Source organism: Curtobacterium sp. C1 (assembly GCF_021049325.1).
Taxonomy (GTDB): domain Bacteria; phylum Actinomycetota; class Actinomycetes; order Actinomycetales; family Microbacteriaceae; genus Curtobacterium; species Curtobacterium citreum.
Genome location: NZ_CP088076.1, coordinates 3,409,989 through 3,428,874, shown reverse-complemented (window position 1 = coordinate 3,428,874; position 18,886 = coordinate 3,409,989). Strand labels below are relative to the sequence as shown.

General features: G+C 73.7%; 20 protein-coding genes and 1 pseudogene. 4 read left to right on the top strand and 17 right to left on the bottom strand.

Annotation, left to right across the window (positions count from 1 at the left end):
- Positions 1-97 precede the first annotated feature (97 nt).
- The 4 genes from LQK89_RS16470 to LQK89_RS16455 all read right to left on the bottom strand — a co-directional run bounded on the left by LQK89_RS16470 (position 98) and on the right by LQK89_RS16455 (position 3,685).
- On the bottom strand, positions 98-1,291 hold the full coding sequence (locus LQK89_RS16470) for an MFS transporter (RefSeq protein WP_231049733.1): 1,194 nt from the start codon (positions 1,289-1,291) through the stop codon (positions 98-100).
- Positions 1,288-1,506: a hypothetical protein gene (locus LQK89_RS16465; RefSeq protein WP_231049732.1), complete on the bottom strand. Its 219-nt coding sequence runs from the start codon at positions 1,504-1,506 to the stop codon at positions 1,288-1,290. The genes LQK89_RS16470 and LQK89_RS16465 overlap by 4 nt, the downstream gene beginning before the upstream one ends.
- Positions 1,503-2,408 (bottom strand): helix-turn-helix transcriptional regulator, encoded by a 906-nt coding sequence (locus LQK89_RS16460; RefSeq protein WP_231049731.1) that lies wholly within the window; start codon positions 2,406-2,408, stop codon positions 1,503-1,505. The genes LQK89_RS16465 and LQK89_RS16460 overlap by 4 nt, the downstream gene beginning before the upstream one ends.
- Positions 2,409-2,479: 71 nt before the next feature.
- A complete protein-coding gene (locus LQK89_RS16455; protein WP_231049730.1) occupies positions 2,480-3,685 on the bottom strand; it encodes a PQQ-dependent sugar dehydrogenase in 1,206 nt (401 codons plus the stop codon).
- Between the two features lie 133 nt (positions 3,686-3,818).
- Between LQK89_RS16455 and LQK89_RS16450 the strand changes: the two genes are divergently transcribed.
- Complete coding sequence (locus LQK89_RS16450) at positions 3,819-4,484, top strand: SDR family NAD(P)-dependent oxidoreductase (protein ID WP_231049729.1); 666 nt, start codon at positions 3,819-3,821, stop codon at positions 4,482-4,484.
- 30 nt (positions 4,485-4,514) lie between these two features.
- On the opposite strand, the gene LQK89_RS16445 is transcribed toward LQK89_RS16450, so the two are convergent.
- The 6 genes from LQK89_RS16445 to LQK89_RS16420 form a co-directional block, all read right to left on the bottom strand.
- Positions 4,515-5,270 (bottom strand): SGNH/GDSL hydrolase family protein, encoded by a 756-nt coding sequence (locus LQK89_RS16445; RefSeq protein ID WP_231049728.1) that lies wholly within the window; start codon positions 5,268-5,270, stop codon positions 4,515-4,517.
- An 86-nt stretch (positions 5,271-5,356) separates the two neighbouring features.
- Positions 5,357-5,911, bottom strand: coding sequence for an ATP-binding cassette domain-containing protein (locus tag LQK89_RS16440; RefSeq protein ID WP_231049727.1), 555 nt, complete (start codon positions 5,909-5,911; stop codon positions 5,357-5,359).
- Positions 5,912-6,160: 249 nt separating this feature from the next.
- A complete protein-coding gene (locus tag LQK89_RS16435; protein WP_058740627.1) occupies positions 6,161-7,042 on the bottom strand; it encodes an aldo/keto reductase in 882 nt (293 codons plus the stop codon).
- 166 nt (positions 7,043-7,208) lie between these two features.
- The gene (locus LQK89_RS16430) at positions 7,209-8,756 is read right to left on the bottom strand and encodes an FAD-binding oxidoreductase (RefSeq protein WP_231049726.1); all 1,548 of its coding nucleotides are present in this window, start codon (positions 8,754-8,756) and stop codon (positions 7,209-7,211) included.
- Positions 8,757-8,765: 9 nt separating this feature from the next.
- Complete coding sequence (locus tag LQK89_RS16425; protein ID WP_231049725.1) at positions 8,766-9,335, bottom strand: acyl-CoA thioesterase; 570 nt, start codon at positions 9,333-9,335, stop codon at positions 8,766-8,768.
- 66 nt (positions 9,336-9,401) lie between these two features.
- Positions 9,402-9,635, bottom strand: coding sequence for a hypothetical protein (locus LQK89_RS16420; protein WP_175326808.1), 234 nt, complete (start codon positions 9,633-9,635; stop codon positions 9,402-9,404).
- A 97-nt stretch (positions 9,636-9,732) separates the two neighbouring features.
- Here LQK89_RS16420 and LQK89_RS16415 point away from each other — a divergent pair, with 97 nt between their 5' ends.
- Both LQK89_RS16415 and LQK89_RS16410 read left to right on the top strand, forming a co-directional pair.
- A complete protein-coding gene (locus LQK89_RS16415; RefSeq protein WP_175326809.1) occupies positions 9,733-10,719 on the top strand; it encodes an aldo/keto reductase in 987 nt (328 codons plus the stop codon).
- Positions 10,720-10,910: 191 nt separating this feature from the next.
- Positions 10,911-12,308, top strand: coding sequence for a nucleobase:cation symporter-2 family protein (locus LQK89_RS16410; RefSeq protein ID WP_231049724.1), 1,398 nt, complete (start codon positions 10,911-10,913; stop codon positions 12,306-12,308).
- Between the two features lie 25 nt (positions 12,309-12,333).
- Here the strand turns inward: LQK89_RS16410 and uraH are convergent, their stop codons facing one another.
- The 7 genes and pseudogenes from uraH to LQK89_RS16375 all read right to left on the bottom strand — a co-directional run bounded on the left by uraH (position 12,334) and on the right by LQK89_RS16375 (position 18,225).
- Complete coding sequence (gene uraH / locus LQK89_RS16405) at positions 12,334-12,654, bottom strand: hydroxyisourate hydrolase (protein ID WP_058741990.1); 321 nt, start codon at positions 12,652-12,654, stop codon at positions 12,334-12,336.
- Between the two features lie 18 nt (positions 12,655-12,672).
- A pseudogene (gene uraD / locus LQK89_RS16400) lies at positions 12,673-13,131 on the bottom strand (2-oxo-4-hydroxy-4-carboxy-5-ureidoimidazoline decarboxylase); the annotation flags it as partial.
- Positions 13,132-13,313: 182 nt separating this feature from the next.
- Positions 13,314-13,796: an FBP domain-containing protein gene (locus LQK89_RS16395; RefSeq protein ID WP_204622033.1), complete on the bottom strand. Its 483-nt coding sequence runs from the start codon at positions 13,794-13,796 to the stop codon at positions 13,314-13,316.
- A gap of 181 nt (positions 13,797-13,977) precedes the next feature.
- The gene (locus tag LQK89_RS16390; protein ID WP_231049723.1) at positions 13,978-14,628 is read right to left on the bottom strand and encodes an SAM-dependent methyltransferase; all 651 of its coding nucleotides are present in this window, start codon (positions 14,626-14,628) and stop codon (positions 13,978-13,980) included.
- Positions 14,629-14,701: 73 nt separating this feature from the next.
- Positions 14,702-15,616, bottom strand: a complete 915-nt coding sequence (locus tag LQK89_RS16385; protein WP_175326813.1) for a helix-turn-helix transcriptional regulator — start codon at positions 15,614-15,616, stop codon at positions 14,702-14,704.
- 149 nt (positions 15,617-15,765) lie between these two features.
- Complete coding sequence (locus LQK89_RS16380; RefSeq protein ID WP_231049722.1) at positions 15,766-17,073, bottom strand: hemolysin family protein; 1,308 nt, start codon at positions 17,071-17,073, stop codon at positions 15,766-15,768.
- A 138-nt stretch (positions 17,074-17,211) separates the two neighbouring features.
- A complete protein-coding gene (locus tag LQK89_RS16375) occupies positions 17,212-18,225 on the bottom strand; it encodes a M23 family metallopeptidase (protein ID WP_231049721.1) in 1,014 nt (337 codons plus the stop codon).
- A 162-nt stretch (positions 18,226-18,387) separates the two neighbouring features.
- Between LQK89_RS16375 and LQK89_RS16370 the strand changes: the two genes are divergently transcribed.
- Positions 18,388-18,876, top strand: a complete 489-nt coding sequence (locus LQK89_RS16370; RefSeq protein WP_231049720.1) for a hypothetical protein — start codon at positions 18,388-18,390, stop codon at positions 18,874-18,876.
- Positions 18,877-18,886: the final 10 nt, after the last annotated feature.

The following is an 18,886-nucleotide window of genomic DNA, read 5'->3' as shown; positions in this document are numbered from 1 at the left end:
CTCCTCCCGTGGTGGAGCAGAAGACGTCTGGTCGCCCGGGCGCGCTCGACGTCGTCTGCTCCATCGTCGGGTGAACCGGAGGAGTGGGCGGTGGGCGTCAGGCGGCCGCGGGGTGCTCGGCGACGACCAGGGCCCGGCGTCGGTGGACGGCCCAGACCATCGTCGCGAAGCTGACCAGCACGGCGGCGCCGATCGTCACCGCCGTCCAGCCGCCCGCGCCCCACAGCACCGCGGCGACCGCGGAACCGATCGCACCCCCGACGAAGTTGCTCGTCACGAACGCGGTGTTGAGCCGGCTCCGCGCCGCGGGGTCGATCGCGAACAACCGCGTCTGGTTCAGCACGTTCGCCGCCTGCACCCCGACGTCGAGCAGCAGCACCGCGACGAGCACGAGGACGACCGACCGGCCGCCGAGCCCGGCGACCACGAGGGACACGAGGACGAGCACGAGCGCGCCGCCCGTGACCGGGACGGAGAGACCGCGGTCGTGCAGTCGTCCGACCCGCTGCGCCGCGACCGCACCGGCCAGGCCGACCAGGCCGACGGCACCGATCCCGGTCGTGGACCAGCCGTACGGCTCCGCGCTGAGCAGGAACGTCAGCGACGTCCAGAACATCGTGAAGACCGCGAACGTCGCCGAGCTGATCACGAGCGTCACCCGGACCGCGCGGTGCGCCCCGACCGTCCGGAAGACCGAGCCGATCAGCCGCGGGTAGGGCAGGTGCTCCCGGCGGGGCAGCTCCGGGATCGCCCGGCGCAGGAGCACGGCGAGGACGACCGCGGCCACGGCGGCGACGACGTACACGGTCCGCCACCCCGCGAGGCCGGCGATCACGCCGCTGACGGTCCGGCTCAGCAGGATGCCGGTCAGCACACCGGACGCGATCGTCCCGACGACCCGGCCGCGCGAGGCCGGGTCGGCCAGGTCGCCGGCGAGCGGGATGAGGAGCTGGCCGGCGACCGTCGTCGTGCCGACGAGGGCGAGCGCGACGAGCAGCGTCGCGAAGCCCGGCGCGACGGCGGCGCCGACGAGCGCGACGGCCGAGGCGAGTAGCACCCCGGGAACCAGGCGGCGGCGGTCGAGCACGTCGCCGAGCGGCACCACGAGCAGGATGCCGAGCGCGTAGCCGACCTGGGTCAGGGTGACGAGCAGCCCGGCGAGCGCGGTGGAGGTGCCGAGGTCGGCGGCGACGTCGTCGAGCAGGGGCTGCGCCCAGTAGAGGTTGCCGACGGCCGCCCCGCCCGCGACGGCGAACAGGACCGTGCGGCCCGTGGTCATCGTGGCGCTCACGCCCGCGGCTCCCGGGGTCGGCGGAACAGGAGCCCGATGTTCCAGGGACCGGGCTGCAGGCGGACGGCGGCCTCGGCGAGCACGCGCTCCTCGTGTGCGGGGTCGCGGGTGAGGTCGTGGATCTCCTGCTCGGCCCGCCAGCGGAAGCGCAGGCGCGCCCAGCGACCGGGGGCGTGCGCCGGGTGCGGGGTGGCGACGGAGGCGGTGTCGGTCATGCGTCCTCCCGGGTGGACGAGGTGCCGGTCGGGGCCGTCCCCGTCGCGGGCTCGGTCGCGGTCGTGCTCGCGGACAGGTTCGCGAGGAGCTGCAGCCGTTCGGCCGTGGGCGACCCCGGTTCGGCACCGTAGACGACGAAGGTCAGCCCGGTGTCGGTGACGAGCTCCATCGCCTCGTAGGTCAGGTCGAGGTCGCCGACGTCCGGGTGGTGCAGCCTCTTGACGCCCGTCCGGTGCCGGAGCACCTCGTGCACGGCCCACTTCCGCCGGAAGTCATCGCTCCGGGTCGACAGCTCGCCGATCAGGTCGGTGAGCCCGCGGTCGTACGGCGTGCGGGCGGCCTCGGCCCGCAGCACCGCCACCATGTCGGCCGTGACGGTCTCCCAGTCGCGCCAGAAGTCCCGTCCGGCCGGGTCGAGGAACGCGAACCGCGCGGTGTTCGGCAGCCCGGTCGGCGCCGTGAAGAGCGGCGAGTAGACCGCGCGGGCCATAACGTTGCCGGCGAGGAAGTCCGATCGTCCGTTGCGCACCCACGCCGGGGCGGCGACGGCGTCGAGCATCCGCTGCACGTTCGGGCGGACCCGGTTCGTCGGGGTGCGGCGCGGGGTGGTGGCCGAGGCGTTCTGCGTCCGGGCGAGGTCGAACAGGTGCGCGCGCTCGGTGTCGTCGAGCTGCAGCGCCCGCGCCAGCGACTCGAGCACCGCGTCGGACACCCCGGACAGGTTCCCGCGCTCGAGTCGCACGTAGTAGTCGACGCTCATGCCGGCGACGAGGGCGAGTTCCTCGCGCCGCAGACCGGCGACCCGGCGGACGCCCCCGAAGTCGGGCAGGCCGACCTGCTGCGGGGTGAGGCGGGCGCGGCGCGTCCGGAGGAAGTCGCGGACCTCGGCTGTCGTGTCCATGCCCGCCACGCTACGGGCGGCCGGCGGGGCGAGCCAGGTGCTGCCAGCACCCGTCAGCGCTGCCGTCCGCCTCAGTCGAGCTCGCGGAGCGGTACCGAGAGGATGCGGTCGTCGCCGTCCCGCGGGTCACCGCGGCCGTCGGTGTTGTTCGTGACGAACCAGAGCGTGTCGTCGGGACCGGCGAGCACCGTGCGGATCCGCCCGAACTCGCCGGCGAAGGACACCGTCGACGTCGTGGGCTCGGCCACCGGCACGGCCCGGACGGACTCGCCGCGCAGGTTCGCGACGTACACGGTGTCGCCGATCACGGCGAGGCCGCTCGGCGACGCGTCGTCGGTCGCCCACTGCTGCACGGGGTCGACGAAGCCGCGGTCCTCGCCGCCGACGCCCTCGACCTCGGGCCAGCCGTGGTTCTCCCCCGCGACGATGACGTTGAGCTCGTCCCAGGCGTCCTGCCCGAACTCCGCGGCGAACATCGTGCCGTCGGCCGCCCAGCCCATGCCCTGCACGTTGCGGTGGCCGAGCGACCACACCGGTGAGCCCGGGAACGGGTTGTCGTCCGGCACCGCCCCGTCCGGCGTCACGCGGAGGATCTTGCCGGCCAGGGAGTACCGGTCCTGCGCCGCTGGAGGGTCCCCGGCGTCCCCGACGCTCACGTAGAGCATGCCGTCCGGTCCGAACGCGATCCGGCCACCGTCGTGGAAGGTGTTCCGGGGCAGGCCGTCGAGCACGGTGGTGGCCGTGCCGAGCCGGTACGAGCCGGTGTCACCGGTCAGCGAGAAGCGCTGCACACGGTTGCCGGCATCGGCGGTCGAGTAGACGAACAGGTCGCCGTCGAGCAGGGCGAGCCCGAGCAGTCCGCCCTCGCCGCCGTGCCGGACGCCGGGGACGGTGCCGACCTCTCGGGTGGAGCCGTCCTCCCGCAGTTCGAGGACCCGGGCGGAGTCGCGCTCACTGATGAGCGCGTCGCCGGTGTCACCGACGGGGACGACCGACCACGGGGCGTCGAGTCCGGTCACGACCTCGGTCGTCGCCGCCGCGGTCGCCGGGCTCGTCCGGGACGGGGCGCTGCTCGAGCCGGACGTGCCGGTCCCACCGGTGCCGTCGGGGTCGCCGTCCGAGCAGGCGACGAGCGCCAGGGCCGCAGCCGCCGCGAGCCCGACCGCGGACCACGACCGACGGGCACGGCCGACGGACCGACGTCCGGGCTCGGGTTCGGCACGGCCTCCGGCGGAGCGAGCGCTGCGGGTCGTGCGGGTGCTGCGGGTGGTGTCCACGGTGATCCTCCCGGTTCGTCCCCCGAGTCCACACGACGCAGGCGGGAAAGCCCTGAGGGTTCCTGGCCGTGCCTCCCAGGACGCGGGACGTCGGCCTACCGTCGGCCGCACACCACCTCCGGAAGGACCATCCATGACCACCATCGCCATCGTCGGCGCCGGCAAGGGCCTCGGCGCCGCGGTCGCCGAGCGCTTCGGACGCGAGGGCTTCGCCGTCGCCCTGATCTCACGCAACCAGGACCGTCTCGACTCCCTCGCGGCACAGCTCGGCGAGTCCGGCGTGACCGCGAAGGGCTTCGCTGCGAACGTCCGGGACGGCGACTCGCTCCGTGCCGCGCTCGAGGCGGCCACCGAGCAGCTCGGCCCGATCGAGGTCCTGCAGTACAGCCCGCTGCCGGCGAAGGAGTACATGCGACCGGTCCTCGAGACGACCGCCGAGGACCTGGTCGGCCCCGTCGAGTTCTCGGTCTACGGCTCGGTGAACGCCGTCCGTCAGGTGCTCCCCGGCATGCGCGCGCTCGGCACCGGCACGATCCTGTTCGTCAACGGGGGCAGCGCGGTCCGTCCGGGCGCCCGCGTGACCGGCACGTCCGTCGCCTTCGCGGGCGAGAGCGCCTACGCGCAGCTCCTGCACGACGCCGTGGCCGAGGAGCACGTGCACGTCGGCCAGCTCATCATCCCGTTCGGCATCGACGACGGGCAGGACGCGCACTCGTCGGCGGCCGTGGCCGAGCAGCTCTGGACGATCCACACCGAGCGCGGCGACTTCCGGACGTACGCGGAACCCCTGCCCGAGTGACCCCGGGCCGGGCTGACAGCCCGGTCCGGGTCAGGCGGCGGTGCGGGTGATGGCGGCGGCCATCGCCCGCGCGACGCCCTGGTTCGCCTCGGCCGTCGGGTGGATGCCGTCCGGCGACGTGCCCGGCTTGTACGCGCCGTCCGCGGCACGCAGCGCCGTGAACGGGTCGACGAACGCCCACCCGTGCTCCGCCGCGTCGGTGCGCAGGGCGTCGGTGAGCACGATCTGACCGGTCCGACGGTCGGCGCCCCACCGGCTGTGGGTCCAGTCCGACGGCGGCCCGGCGACGACCAGGACGCGCTGCGCCCCGACCTTCCGGACGATCGCCCCGACGTTCGCGATCGTCGTCGCGGTCGGGACGGCCTGGTTGACGTCGTTCGTCCCGACCTCGACGACCAGGACCCGGGCGCTCGGCACGGGGCCGATCTGCTGCAGCACCTGGTCGGCGCGGTACCCGCTGTGCGCGTAGCCGCCGACGGCGTGCAGTTCGTCGTCGGTCTCGAGCTGGTGCAGCCAGGAGTCCGGCCGTGCCGTGATCGAGTCGCCCGCGTACGCGAACGGCACCGCTCCCGGCAGTGCGGGGGTGTCGAGCGCACCGGTCACGAACTGGTCGGGCGTCCGCGGGTCCGGCAGCGCGGTACCGGCGCGGTGTTCGGCGACGGCCGCCACGGGGCGGTCCTCGGCGCTCGCGGTGCGCGGCGTGGTGGTGACGAGGACGCCTGCGGTGACGAGGCAGGCTGCGAAGACGATGCTCGCCACGAGGACGAGCCGGCGGGTGCGGGACACGGGTACGAGCTTCTCCGGTGATCGGGGTGCGGGCCAGTCCCCCCAGCTGGGGAACGTGCGTTCTGGCTGAGGGTCCTCGCTGCTGTTCACAGGATCGCGGTCGGCGTCTCGACGAGGCGGTCGGCCCAGGTCGGTCGTGCATCAGCGGTGGTGCTGACGAGCACCCCGGCGCCGTCCGCAGCCAGGCGGCGGAGCAATCGTACGACGGCCGCGTCGCGCGGTTCGTCGGCGAGCACGAGCACCGGAGACGCGGCGATGCTCCGCGCGACGGTGACGAGCCGCTGCTCGGCCTCGGTCAGGTCGTCGGGGAGCGCGTCCGCCGGGGCGGTCACCCCGACCCGGGCGAGGGCGGTCGTCGCAGCGGCGATCGCTTCGCGGGCGTCCCATCCGTCGAGCTCGAGGGGCAGCGCGGTGTTCTCGAGCACCGTCAGCGAGGGGACGAGGCGGTGCTCGGTGCACACCGTCCCGACCAGCCGTCGTCGGAGCGCCGTCGCCTCGGCGACGGCCAGACCGTCGAGCGTGCGGTCGCCGATGCGCGGCGCGTTCCGGACCGACGTCATCACCGCGGAAGCGCCGTCCCCCGTGACGGCGACCACCTCACCCGCGTCGACTCGCAGGTCGGAACCACCATGAGTGGTCACCGCAACGACCGTCGCGGTCTGTCCCCGCCCCGTCCGGACGAACATGCCGCTGCCGGCATGCTCCGTCGCTGCACCCTGTGCCCCCACGTCGTCCCCCCAGTTCTGTCCATCGGACGCGACCAGTGTGCACCGGCCCCGCATCCGCGCGCGAGCGCCGTTGCCGAGTCGTGATGCAACGAACGGGAGGCACGGTGCCAGCTGGCACCGCGCCTCCCGTCCGGTGGGTGGTCGCGTCCGCGACCCGCCCGATCAGCCGTGCAGCTTCGACAGCTCCGCGAACTCGTCGTCGGTGAGCTCGATCGTCGCGCCCTGCAGGTTGTCCTCGAGGTGGTCGACGCTCGACGTCCCGGGGATCGGCAGCATGACCGGCGAGCGCTTGAGCAGCCACGCCAGTGCGAGCTGCGCCGGGGTCGCGCCCTTGCGCTCAGCGATCTCGGTCAGCGGGGAGTCCTCGCCCGTCAGGCCGCCGGTCGCGAGCGGGAACCACGGGATGAAGCCGATGCCCTGCTGCTCGGACCAGTCGAGGAGCTCCTCGGCGTCGCGCTTCTGCAGGTTGTAGAGGTTCTGGACGGAGACGATCGTCGCGACCTCCTGGGCGGCCTTGACCTCGTCGACCGACACCTCGGACAGGCCGATGTGCCGGATCTTGCCCTCGTCCTGGAGCTTCTTGAGTTCGCCGACCTGGTCCTCGAGCGGGACCTTCGGGTCGATGCGGTGCAGCTGGAACAGGTCGATGCGCTCGAGGCCCAGGCGGCGGAGGCTCATCTCGGCCTCCTGGCGCAGGTACTCCGGGCGGCCGACCGGCGGCCACTCGTTCGGGCCGGTGCGGGTGAGGCCGGCCTTCGTCGCGATGACGACGTCGTCGCCGTACGGGTGCAGCGCCTCGCGGAGCAGGTCCTCGGCGACGTAGGGACCGTAGGAGTCGGCGGTGTCGAAGAAGTCGACGCCGAGCTCGACGGCGCGCTTGAGGACGCGGATCGCCTCGTCGTGGTCCTTCGGCGGGCCCCAGACGCCGGGTCCGGTGAGCTGCATGGTGCCGTAGCCGAGGCGGTGGACCTCGAGGTCGCCGCCGATGCGGAACGTGCCCGAGGCGGCGGCAGGACGGTTCGTGGTGTCGGTACCGGTGGTCATGTCCCCGGTCTACGCCGTGCCCGTGTCCCATCCCTGAGCCGGTGTCCCCCGCGCCCGGCCTGGCCCGAGTCTCGGGCTGGGCGACGAGTTTCGGGTGCCGGGACCCGAGTCGTGTGGCCGACGGCGAGACTCGGGCCTGCGAAACCTGCGGGCGGCATGCCGAGGGTCAGACCCAGTGCGGCTGGTCGAACACCCCGTCCGGGTCCGCCTGCTCCGCGATCCGGTGCAGCCGCGAGGTGTTCACGTCGAAGTACGCCGTGGGGTCGGTGATCGCCGCGTCGCAGTAGTTCGCGTACGCGCCGTCGCCCCACGCCGGGGTCATCGCCTGCCGGAAGTCGCGGACGTACGCGTCGAACGGCGCCGGGTCCGCCCCGTCGGCGAACACCGCCGTGTACTGCACGGTCATCAGGGCGTCCCGCCACGGGAACGCCGAGTCCGTCCGCCCGACGTCGGCCACGACCCCGCCGAGCGCGTCGAGGGAGACCCCGCCCTCCCGGTTCCCGGCGACGTCCCCGGCCGCCGCGGCCCGTCGGACGAGCACGTCGACCTGGTCATCGGTGAGCTTCTGGCCGCCGATCGACGACGTCGCGGCCTCGGACACGCGCTGCGGCGCCCCGGCGAGCCGCACCATCGCGTCACCGTAGGACAGCTCGTCGGCGGTGTGCGACGTCGGCGTGGCCCCGGTGGCGGCGATGAACCCGTCGACGGACGCGTCCGCCCCGGTCTTCGCGCCGGTCCACACGCCGGTGACGGTGACCGTCGGGGCGGTGTGCCTGGTGCCGTTCAGGAGCTTCAGGGTCGACCAGAGCTGCGGGTCGGCGACCGGCGCCCAGTCCTGCCACGCCCGCACCACCGCGGCCGCGGCGGACCAGGGGAACACGATGCTGAACAGGAGCACGTCGGGGGCGGGCTGCGTCCGGAAGGTCATCGACGTGACGACCCCGACCGTCCCGCCGCCACCGCCCCGGCACGCCCAGAACAGGTCCGGCTCGGCGGTCGCGGAGACCTGGTGCACGGCGCCGTCGGGCGTCACGAGCGTCACCCCGGTGAGCTGGTCGCACGTCAGGCCGAACGACCGGACCAGGACGCCCACCCCGCCGCCGAGCGTCAGTCCGCCGATGCCGACGGTCGGGCACGACCCGGCGCCGATCGCCCGTCCGGCCCGGGCCAAGGCCGCGTACACGTCGGCCAGCCGGGCTCCCGGACCGATCGTCGCGGTGTCCCCGTCGACGCGGACGGCGTCCAGGTCCTGCGTGCTGACCACGAGCGAGCGGGGGACGTCGGTCCCGGGCGCACCGCCGGCGGACCAGCCCGTGTACGAGTGCCCGCCGGCCCGGAGCGCGACCGGCGTGCGGGTGTTCCGTGCGAAGGCGAGCGCGGCCTGCACGTCCGCGACGCCAGCGACGCGGAGCACCGCCTGCGGGTCGGCGTCGTCGTAGCGGGGGTTCTGCAGCTTCCGTGCGGCGTCCCACCCGGACGACCCGGAGCGCAGGAGCGTCCCGGTGACGGCCGCGGCCAGGGCGTCCCACGAGTCCGGCCCACCGGCGCTCGGGGTGGACGGTGCGCCCGAGGACGACGCGGACCCGGATGGCGACGGGCTCGGTGCCGGCCCCGACCGCGAGCACGCGGCGAGCACCCCGACCAGACCGAGTCCGACCCCGCCGGCCAGCACCGCACGTCGACCCGGCGTCCCGCTCCCCCGTCGCTCCTGCACCCGACCTTCCTACGCCGAGGCGCCCCGGGCCGTGCCGGTCGGCGCCGCGCTGCTGATCCGCACCGCGTCCGCCCACGCGTTCACCCAGCCGGGCAGGGTGAGGTCCCGCGGCGCCCCGCCGGCCGCGGCGACGAGCTCCTCGGGCGTGACCGTGCCGCCGGTCCGACGGAGGAACCGGGCCTGCACGACCGCCCGCGCGACGACCGATCCCCGCCGCTCGAAGGTCTGCTCGATGTACACGGCGCGGTCGTCGACGCCGAGCACCCGGGTGACGAGGGTGAAGCGCTGCCCGAGCGTCAGCGACCGCTTGTAGGTGATCGTCTGCGCCGCGACCACGGCGTACCAGCCGCGCCTCGAGGCCTCGTGCCAGAAGCCGGACCGCGTGAGCAGGTCGTACCGACCGAGGTCGAGCATCGACAGGTACTTGCCGTTGTTCACGTGCCGCAAGGGGTCGAGGTCGGTGAGCGCGACCCGGAACGGCGTCCGTCCCTCGTCCCAGAGCGACGGCCGTCGGCCCGGGCGGAGTCCCGCGAGACGGATGCGCACGGTCAGCAGGAACAGCCGCAGGTACAGGTTCACGGCACGATCGAACCACAGCCCGGCGCCGACACGACAGACCGGCCAGGACGCGTGGGACGAGCTGGCTCAGCCGAGCGGGCCGCCCCCGGCGCCGCTGATGCCCGGGTGCGCGGACTTGGCCTGTCCCTCCACGATCGCGTGCGCCGCCGAGGCCTCGGACATGGCCCGCTCCCCGATGCGCGGGTCGACCGGCTCCAGGTGCGCGAGCCTCCGACGACGGCGCACGTTCTGCACCTCGAGCACGACGAGCAGCGCGGCGATGGCCACGGCCACCCCGATGACGATCCCGATGACCAACACGGCGTCCCCCTCCGGTCCCGCGGACCCTGTCCGTCCCCGCAGCCTAGCCCCGTCGGTGCCTCCCGCACAGGGGGTCGGCAGGAGTAGACCTGCACCCATGCAGACACACACGCTCGCAGACCTGGAGGTCGGCGCCGTCGGCCTCGGCACCATGGGCATGAGCGCCTTCTACACGGGCGCCGGCACCGACGACGACGAGTCGATCCGCACGATCCACCGCGCGATCGACCTCGGCGTCACCCTGATCGACACCGCCGAGATGTACGGCCCGTACACGAACGAGGTCCTCGTCGGGAAGGCCCTGCAGGGGCGCCGCGACGACGTCGTGCTCGCCACGAAGTTCGGTCTCGTCGAGCACGTCCCCGGCGAGACCCAGCCGAGCACCGACCGCAAGCTCACGAGCGCACCGGAGTCCGTCCGCGAGGCGCTCGAGGGCTCGCTCCGCCGCCTCGGCACCGACCACATCGACCTCTGGTACCAGCACCGGGTCGACCCGAAGGTCCCGATCGAGGACGTCGTCGGCCAGCTCGCCGGCTTCGTGCAGGAGGGCAAGATCCGCCACTACGGCCTGTCCGAGGCGGGGTCCGAGACCATCCGCAAGGCCCACGCCGTGCACCCGGTGACCGCCGTCCAGAGCGAGTACTCGCTGTGGACCCGCGACCCCGAGGACGACGTGCTCGGGACGCTCCGCGAGCTCGGCATCGGCCTGGTCGCGTACTCGCCCCTCGGCCGCGGATTCCTGACCGGTGCGATCACGAAGCCGTCCGACCTGGACGCCGACGACTTCCGCCGCGACAACCCCCGCTTCCAGCAGGAGGCGTTCGAACAGAACGTCCGCATCGTCGACGAGGTCAAGGCCGTCGCGTCCGAGGTCGGTGGCACCCCGGCGCAGGTCGCGCTCGCGTGGCTCCTCGCCCAGGGCACCGACGTCGTCCCCATCCCCGGCACGAAGCGGGTCTCCCGCCTCGAGGAGAACGTCGGCGCCGCCGACCTGACCCTCTCGGAGTCCCAGCTGCAGCGCCTGTCCTCGCTGCCGGTCCCGACCGGCGACCGCTACCCCGACATGTCGAGCATCGGTCGCTGACGCGACCACAGGACGGACGGGAGGCCCGTGGCGGATCCGCCACGGGCCTCCCGTCCGTTCCGTCCCCACCTGTGGAACGCGCGTTCCGGCACGCGGTCGCGTGATCCGGGCGACCCACCGCCGACACGGCACGGAAACACCCGCTCCGTAGCGTCCGAGGAGACGAGTCCGACGACGCCGAGGGGGCACCCGTGACCGACACGAACCAGACGACCGACGCCCGTCGCGAGGACGGCGTCGACACCGTCCCGCCGCTCGCCCGGCTGCTGCCGCTCGGGCTGCAGCACGTCCTCGCGATGTACGCGGGGGCGATCGCCGTGCCGCTCATCGTCGGCGGTGCACTCGGCTTCGACCGGGCCGACCTGGCGTTCCTGATCAGCGCCGACCTGTTCGTGGCCGGCCTCGCGACGATCGTGCAGTCCGTCGGCTTCTGGCGCTTCGGGGTCCGGCTGCCCCTCGTGCAGGGCGTCACCTTCGCCGCGGTCGGCCCGATGATCGCGATCGGGACCGAGCACGGCATCACGGCGGTCTACGGCGCGACCATCGCGTGCGGCGTGTTCATGGTCGTCGTCGCCCCGTGGTTCTCGCAGCTCGTCCGGTTGTTCCCGCCGATCGTCACCGGCACCGTCATCCTGATCATCGGCCTGTCCCTGATGAGCGTCGCCGCCGGCTGGGTGACCGAAGGAGGGAAGGACGGCGCCGCCCGTCCGCTCGACGTCGCCTTCGCCGCCGGGGTGCTCCTGGCCATCGTCCTCGTGGAGCGCTTCGCGCCGCGGGGACTGGCGCGCGTCTCGGTGCTCGCCGGGCTGCTCCTCGGGACGGTCGTGGCGCTGTTCGTCCCGGGCATGGTGGACGGGTCCGGGATCGGCGACGCCGCCTGGTTCGCGGTCGTCACGCCGTTCCACTTCGGCCTGCCGACGTTCGACCTCGCGTCGATCGTGTCGATGCTCGTCGTCGGGCTCGTGATCATGACCGAGACCACGGGCGACATGGTGGCCGTCGGCGAGGTCGTCGGCCGACCGGTGTCGAAGCGCACCCTCGCGGACGGACTGCGGGCGGACGGGCTCGGCACGGTCGTCGGCGGGGTGTTCAACACGTTCCCGTACACGGCGTTCGCGCAGAACGTCGGCCTCGTCGCGCTGACCGGCGTGCGCTCCCGGTACGTCGCCACCGCCGCGGGCGGGATCCTCGTCGTGCTCGGCCTGGTGCCGAAGGTCGCAGCGGTCGTCGAGGCGATCCCGCACGCGGTCCTCGGCGGTGCCGGGGTGGCGCTGTTCGGCATGGTCGCGGCGAGCGGCATCCGGACCCTGTCGAAGGTGCGGTTCGACAACCGGAACGTGCTCGTCGTGGCGCTCCCGCTCGGGATCGCGCTGCTGCCGACCGTCGCGCCGTCGATCTACGCCGCGTTCCCGACGTGGTTCACGCTCGTGTTCGACTCGGGCATCTCGGCCGGTGCGGTCGCGGCGATCCTCCTCAACCTGCTGCTCGGGTCGCGGAGCGTCCGGGAGCGGTACGGCGACGACCCGGCGGTGGGGTCGTACGACGCGGTGCGGTCGACGGCGCCGATCGCGGTGCCGCCGCGGGGGTAGGCGGGGCGGGCGCCGCGCCCGCCGGTCAGCTGCCGCGGTAGGTGCTGTACGCGAAGGGGCTGAGCAGGAGCGGCACGTGCAGGTGTCCCGTCCCGGTGACGCTGAACGCCACGACGACGTACGGGTGGAAGGTGGGCGTCCCCGACGCGCGGTGGTACGCCCCGGTGTCGAAGCGGAGCTCCAGGTCGCCGCGGGGCAGCACGTCCGGCCCGAGCCCGGTCCGACCGTCGGCGTCGGTCTCCCCCGTCGCGAGCACCTCGCCCGCCGCGGTCCGCAGGGTCACGCCGACCCCCGCGGCCGGGCGACCGGATCCTGCGTCGAGGACGTGCGTGGTCAGGTGCGGCACGCCGAAGGTCGCACGGATCCGGTGCTGTGCGATGTCGGCCAGGGCGGCAGCGGCCTCGCCGACCTCGACCCCGGGGTCGTTGCCGAGCCGGCGCTCGAGCTCGGCCAGCAGCTCCTCCGGGGTCCGACCGGCGGCACGGACCAGGAACACCCGTCCGAACCGCTCCTCGTAGTCGGCGTTCCCCCGCGCGATCGCCGCCGTGACGTCGTCCGCCGCGGTCGCCATCGCCCCCTGCTCGCGCGCCGAGGACGCCTCGGTGGTGCGCTCGCCGATGCGGGGGTGGTGTGCGAGGGCCGCGTCGAGCTCGTCCGCGCCCCACTGTTCGGCGGACGTCGCCGCGGCCGAGGCCAGTGCGGCGACGGAGCGGTACGGCCGTCCGGCGACCAGGGCGTCGGCCCACACGGGGACGGCGGCCCAGTGCAGGGCGACGTCCCGGGCGTCGGCGTCCGGGGCGGTGTCGAAGTCACGGAGGTCCATCCGGCCACCCTAGGGACCGCCCGTTACCGCCGCGTTTCGGCGCCGCCCCCCACCCTCCTCCCGCAAAACGCAAGGTCGGCGGTTCCTCGCAGCGACATACCGCTGCGAGAAACCGCTCCCGTTGCGTTCCGCGGGAGCCAGCGCGACCCAGTAGGCAGGGCGCGGGGCGCAGGGCCCGGGGCTCAGAGCTCGGCGGCGAAGGACGCGATGCGGAGCTGCAGGTCCTCGATGCGCCGGAGCCGGGCACCCTCGACGTCGAACCCCTCGTATGCCGGGGGCAGCGGTCGCCGGACGTTCCGCGAGCACTGGAAGTCCTGGCACACCAGGGTCCCGACGGTGTTCCCGTTCCGACCGGCCTTCCCGGATCGCTTGGCGGCGTAGAACACGACGTCGTTCGGCAGCTTGACGTCCTGGCACCACGAGCACTGCGCCCGGGAGCGCGGCGACGCCTCGGCCTGCCGGAACAGGATCCCGACGAGGTCGCCCTCGAGCGTGGGTACGACGGCGTACGCGCGCCGGGAGGTCTTCGGGTCGCGCCAGCCGAGGAAGTCGAGCGACTCCCAGTCCAGCGTCTCGAAGTCGGTGGGCAGGGTGACGTCCCCGACCTCCTTGCGGGAGGCGTTGACGAAGGAGGAACGTAGGGTCTTCTCGCTGATGGGCAGCACGGTGTGGTCGCTTTCGGGAGTGCCCGGGCGCAGGGAAAGCGCCGCACGGGCGGAGGGATGGTCAGGGATCGACGACGGCGGCCGTGCCGAGGGGCACAGCCGGGGGCGTCACGCCCTGATGCCGGCGCTCAGCGCGCCGACCACCTCCTGCTGACTCACGGTTCCACCCTACGACGCGGTGTCAAGCCGACCGCAGGAGCACGACGGACCCGTCGTACGTCGGCTGGCGCCGCAGGTGTCCGTACCGTCGGTCCCACTCGCCCGTCTCGAGGGCGGTGCGCAGCGCGGCGACCGACCGGCGGGCTGTGAGGTCGTCGAGAGCGTCCCACGCCGGGTCCGCCGTCCGGGTACCCGGGTCCAGCAGTCGTTCCGGTCGGGCGTAGAACGCCTCGGGGAACCCCTCGACGCACGTGAAGGGGACGGGCAGCCGCGTGGTCTCGACCGTTCCGCCGAGCGCTGCGCCCAGGCTGTCGAGTCTCGGGTACCCATCGGCCCACCCGGCGCTCACGGCGGGGGCGTACTCGGTCAGCCAGTGGTCCTGCACGCGCTCGGGGTCGACCGTCAGCACGACGACCGGTCCCGCGACGGCACGGCGGACCTCGGCGAGCCGTGCCTGCACCGCGGGCCACGCGCCCAGGGACAGCGAGACCACCGCCGCGTCCGCCGACGGCAGCGGACCGTCGAGGCCCACGGCGAGGACCTCGCGGTCGGCCGGGGCGTACGGCGTCCCGTCGAGCGCGAGCACCGTGCGTGCGGGGCCGACGGCGGAGCGCACGGCCCGGGCGAACACGGGCTCGGGACGGCGGTCCCGGACGGAGGCTGCGCCGATCACGACGCCACCCTACGTGGGCGCGCTGCTGGCGTCGCTGCATGGTCTCCGGGGGATTCGCCGTCGTCAGCACCGACTAGCGGTCGCCCCGGTCGTCCTCGCCGTCCCCGGCACGCACCGCGGCGTACTGCTCCGCCCGCTCCGTCGCGGCCCAGGTCCCGAGCAGCGCCAAGGACCGCTCGGACTCGCTCCCGGGCTCGGCCGAGTACGAGAACATCGTCAGGCCGGGGTCCGCGACGAGCTCGAGCGCCTCGAAGTCGAGTTGGAGCTCCCCGACGATCGGGTGCGCGATCCGCTTCTTCCCGCGTCGGTTGAGGCGCACGTCGTGCGCCGCCCACCACGTGCGGAACTCCTCGCTCCGCGTCGACAGCTCGCCGACCAGGGTCACCAGGCCGGGCTCGCACGGGTTCGCGACGGCCGCCGCACGGAGGACCGCCACGGCGTCGCGCGCCGTCGCAGCCCAGTCCGGGAAGAACTCGCGAGCCGCCGGGTCGAGGAACGTGAAGCGCGCGGTGTTCACCGGCCGCCCGGGTCCGGCGAACATCGGGGCGTACAGCGCCCGGCCCAGCTCGTTCGTCGCGACGACGTCCCCGCGTTCATTCCGCACCCACGCGGGCGCACCGGTGATCGCGTCGAGCAGTCGCTGCACACCCGGACGCACCCGGGTCGGGACGTTCCGGTGCATGACCTTCACGCCGGCGTTCGCCAGCCGCGCGAGGTCGAACAGGTGCACGCGCTCGTCCTCGTCGAGCTGCAGCGCTCCGGCGAGGCCCTCGAGCACGCTGTCCGAGACGCCCTTCAACGAGCCGCGTTCGAGTCGCGTGTAGTAGTCGACGCTCACCCCCGCGAGCATGGCGACCTCGTGCCGCCGCAGTCCCGGCACGCGTCGGACCCCACCGCCGAACGACGGCATGCCGACCAGGTCCGGAGTGAGTCGCGCTCGCCGTGAGGACAGGAAGTCACGGATCTCGTTGCGCACGTCGATGCCCATGCATCGAGCCTACGTCGCGGGGCCGGCCCCGAGACAGGTACCGCCAGTGCCGGTGACGCCGGTCGGGACGGCTCGCGTCCGTCGCGGGGCGACCGACAGGCGGACGGGAGGCACGGTGCGGGCTGGCACCGTGCCTCCCGTCCGGTGGGTCAGGCCTGGGCGACCGGGGCGGGCGGCCCTGCCGACGCTGGCACGCGGGGGGTGATCCGGACCCGCGCGACACGGTGACCGTCCATTGCGGTGACCTCGAGACGGTGGTCCCCGGCCTCGACGACGTCACCGACGCGGGGCACCCGGTCGAGGCGGACCTGCACGAGTCCACCGACGGTCTCGTAGTCGCCGTCGGGCAGCTGCGGGCCACCGTCGGCGGCGAGGTCCTCGAGCACCGTCGCCCCGTCGATGCCGTCGGTCTCGGCAGCGGGCTCGTCGTACTCGGCCGTGTCCCATTCGTCCCTGATCCTGCCGACGAGGTCCTCGAGCAACGCCTCGAGCGTGACCATGCCGGAGCTGCCGCCGTACTCGTCGACGACGAGGGCGATCTGGTGTCCGTCGGTCCGCATGTCGGCGATCGCGCCGGAGAGCGACTTCGTCTCCGGCAGGGCGAGCACCGGCCGCACGAGCGTGGCGACGGATGCGGTCGGGTCGGCGGGGCGCAGGAGGTCGCGGAGGTGCACGAAGCCGGCGACGTCGTCGCGGGAGCCCTCGGTCACGAGGTACCGGGTGTGGCCGACCTCGATGGCGTGGTCCGTGGCGTCGGCGATCGTCATCGCGGCGTCGATCGTCGAGACGTCGTACCAGGGGCGCATCGACTCGCGGAGGATCCGGTCACCGGCGTCGAGGGCGCTCCGGGCGATCCGGCGTCCCTGTGCGTCGATGGCGTCGTGGTCCTCGACCAGGCCACGGAGCTCCTCGGTGCTCATCGACTCGCTGCGGGCGTCCGGGTCGCCACCGAGCAGGCGGACGACGGCGTTCGTGGTCTTCGACAGCACCCAGATGACCGGGCGCATGGCGGTCGCGAACCGGTCGAGCGTCGGGGCGACGGCCATCGAGAAGCCCTCGGCGCGCTGCAGGGCGAGCCGCTTCGGGACGAGTTCGCCGAACACGAGCGACAGGTACGCGATGACGAGGGTCATCAGCACGAGGGCGATCGCCTCGGCGGCGCCGCGGTCGAGCCCGAGCCCCATCAGCAGCGGGGCCACGTCCGGAGCGATCGACGACGCACCGTAGGCGGCCGAGAAGAAGCCCGCCACCGTGACGCCGATCTGCACGGCGGACAGGAACCGGTTCGGGTCCCGGCCGAGCGCGGCGACCCGGGCCCCGCGGGAGCCACGGCGTTCGAGTTGCTGCAGCTGGGACTCACGGAGCGAGACGAGGGCGATCTCGGCAGCGGCGAACACGCCGCCGACGAGCACGAAGAGGATGACGAGCCCGAAGGCGATCCAGGTGTCGGTGCCCATCAGCGGGACACCTCGACGGGTCGACGACGGGCGGGCGGTCTGTGGTGATCGTCCATGGCTGTGATCCTGCACAGGATCACTGGGACATCACCGCACCGGTGCTGCACGAGTGCTGTGCATGCGGGATGCGGCCCGCCGTCAGGTCGTGAGGGAGCGGCCGATCCGGGCTTCGAGCCACGCTTCGGGGTCGATCGGGGTGACGCCGTCCATCAGGACCTCGAGGTGCAGGTGCGCGCCGGTCGAGACGCCGGAGGACCCGACCTTGCCGATGAACTCTCCCGCCTCGACCGTGTCGCCTGCCTTGAGCGGCGACGAGCCCGGGATCATGTGCCCGTACAGCGTCGCGACCTTCCGGCCGTCGATGACGTGGTCGATGATGACCGCCGTGCCGTACGAGAAGTACGTGCCGGAGACCCGGACCTTGCCCGCGGCGACGGCACCGATCGGCGCACCCATGCCCGGGTTGAAGTCGAGCCCCTGGTGCAGGGACGAGCAGGCGCCGCACGGAGCGGAGCGGTACCCGAAGCCCGAGCTCATCCGCACCGGACCGGGGAACGGCGACCGGACCTCGCCGCCGTAGGACACCGACGTGCCGGGTGAACCGGCCGTGCCGCCGCCGACGGTGAACCCGTCACGGTCGAGACCGTTCGCAGCGACGGCCTGGGTCACCGCGTAGTCCTGCGTGCGGATGATCGGCGCGATGGTCGACGTCGCGGTCGAGGACCCGACGCTCGCGTGCGCCGGCATCGCCGACGCGGCGAACATCGCGAGGGCCGCTGCCGCACTGGTGAGCGTGATGCGGCTGGCGCGGTGGCTGCGGGTCGGGCGGGAGGCACGGGGGACGGCCGTCACGGGCGTCACGTTCCGGCGACGGACGACCTTGGTGATCCGGGCGTCCACGTGCTCGGTGGCGACGCGGGCGGCGGCGGCGCGCTCCCCCGCGCGCTTCGTGGTCGGCGTGGGGGTCGCACCTGCGGGGGTGGCGGTCGCAGCCGAGGGAGCGGAGGTGCTGGGGGCGTCGGGGCGGGGAGAGCGGGGGCGGCGTGCGGGCTTCCGGGCCGCGGCGCGCTCGGCCTCGAGGGCAGCGCGACGGGACAGGTGCACGACCGGGGTCCCCGGCTGCTGCTGGTCGTGGTCGTGTGTCGTCGTCATGGCCGCCCACCATTCTGCACGAGTCTGTCGCTTTGTACAGGCCCCGTCGTGATCTTCCCGTTACCGAACGGCTGGGAGGCTCCTGATCCGATCCGTGCGCTGCGTGCCGGCTGGGTGCGGGATCGGTAGTGTCCGAGTCCAGCGACCGGAAGGACCTGCGCCATGGCCCGAACGCCGCGGGAGCGACACGAACCGATCGACCTCGCGACCGCCGAGGTCGTGCTCGCGGGCTCCCAGGAGCTGCTCCCGGTGCTCCGCGTCGCGGCCGTGCGGGCCGGGGTGGACGCCACCCGGATGCGAGTCGTCGGCGTGGACGACCTGCCCGATCCGCACTGCTCCGCCGAGGCCGAGCTCGCCGTCATCGCGATCCGCCGCCCCGGCGAGGACCCCGCGTTCCACCGTGCCCACGAGGCCGCCGAGCTCATCGCGCCGCTGCTCGCGCAGAACGCGGTCCGCGTCGTGATCACCGTCTCCGGGGTGACCCGGCTGGCGCCGAAGGTCGAGCGGACCCTGACGTCCGAGGTCCTGCACCAGATCGGCGCCGCGTCGGCGTCGTCTGGCTTCGAGCGCCCCTTCCGGAACCTGCGGGACCGCCTGGGCGTCGCGGGCCTGCGTGCCTCGGGCGTCCGGGTCTTCCGGATCACCGCCTGATCAGCCACTC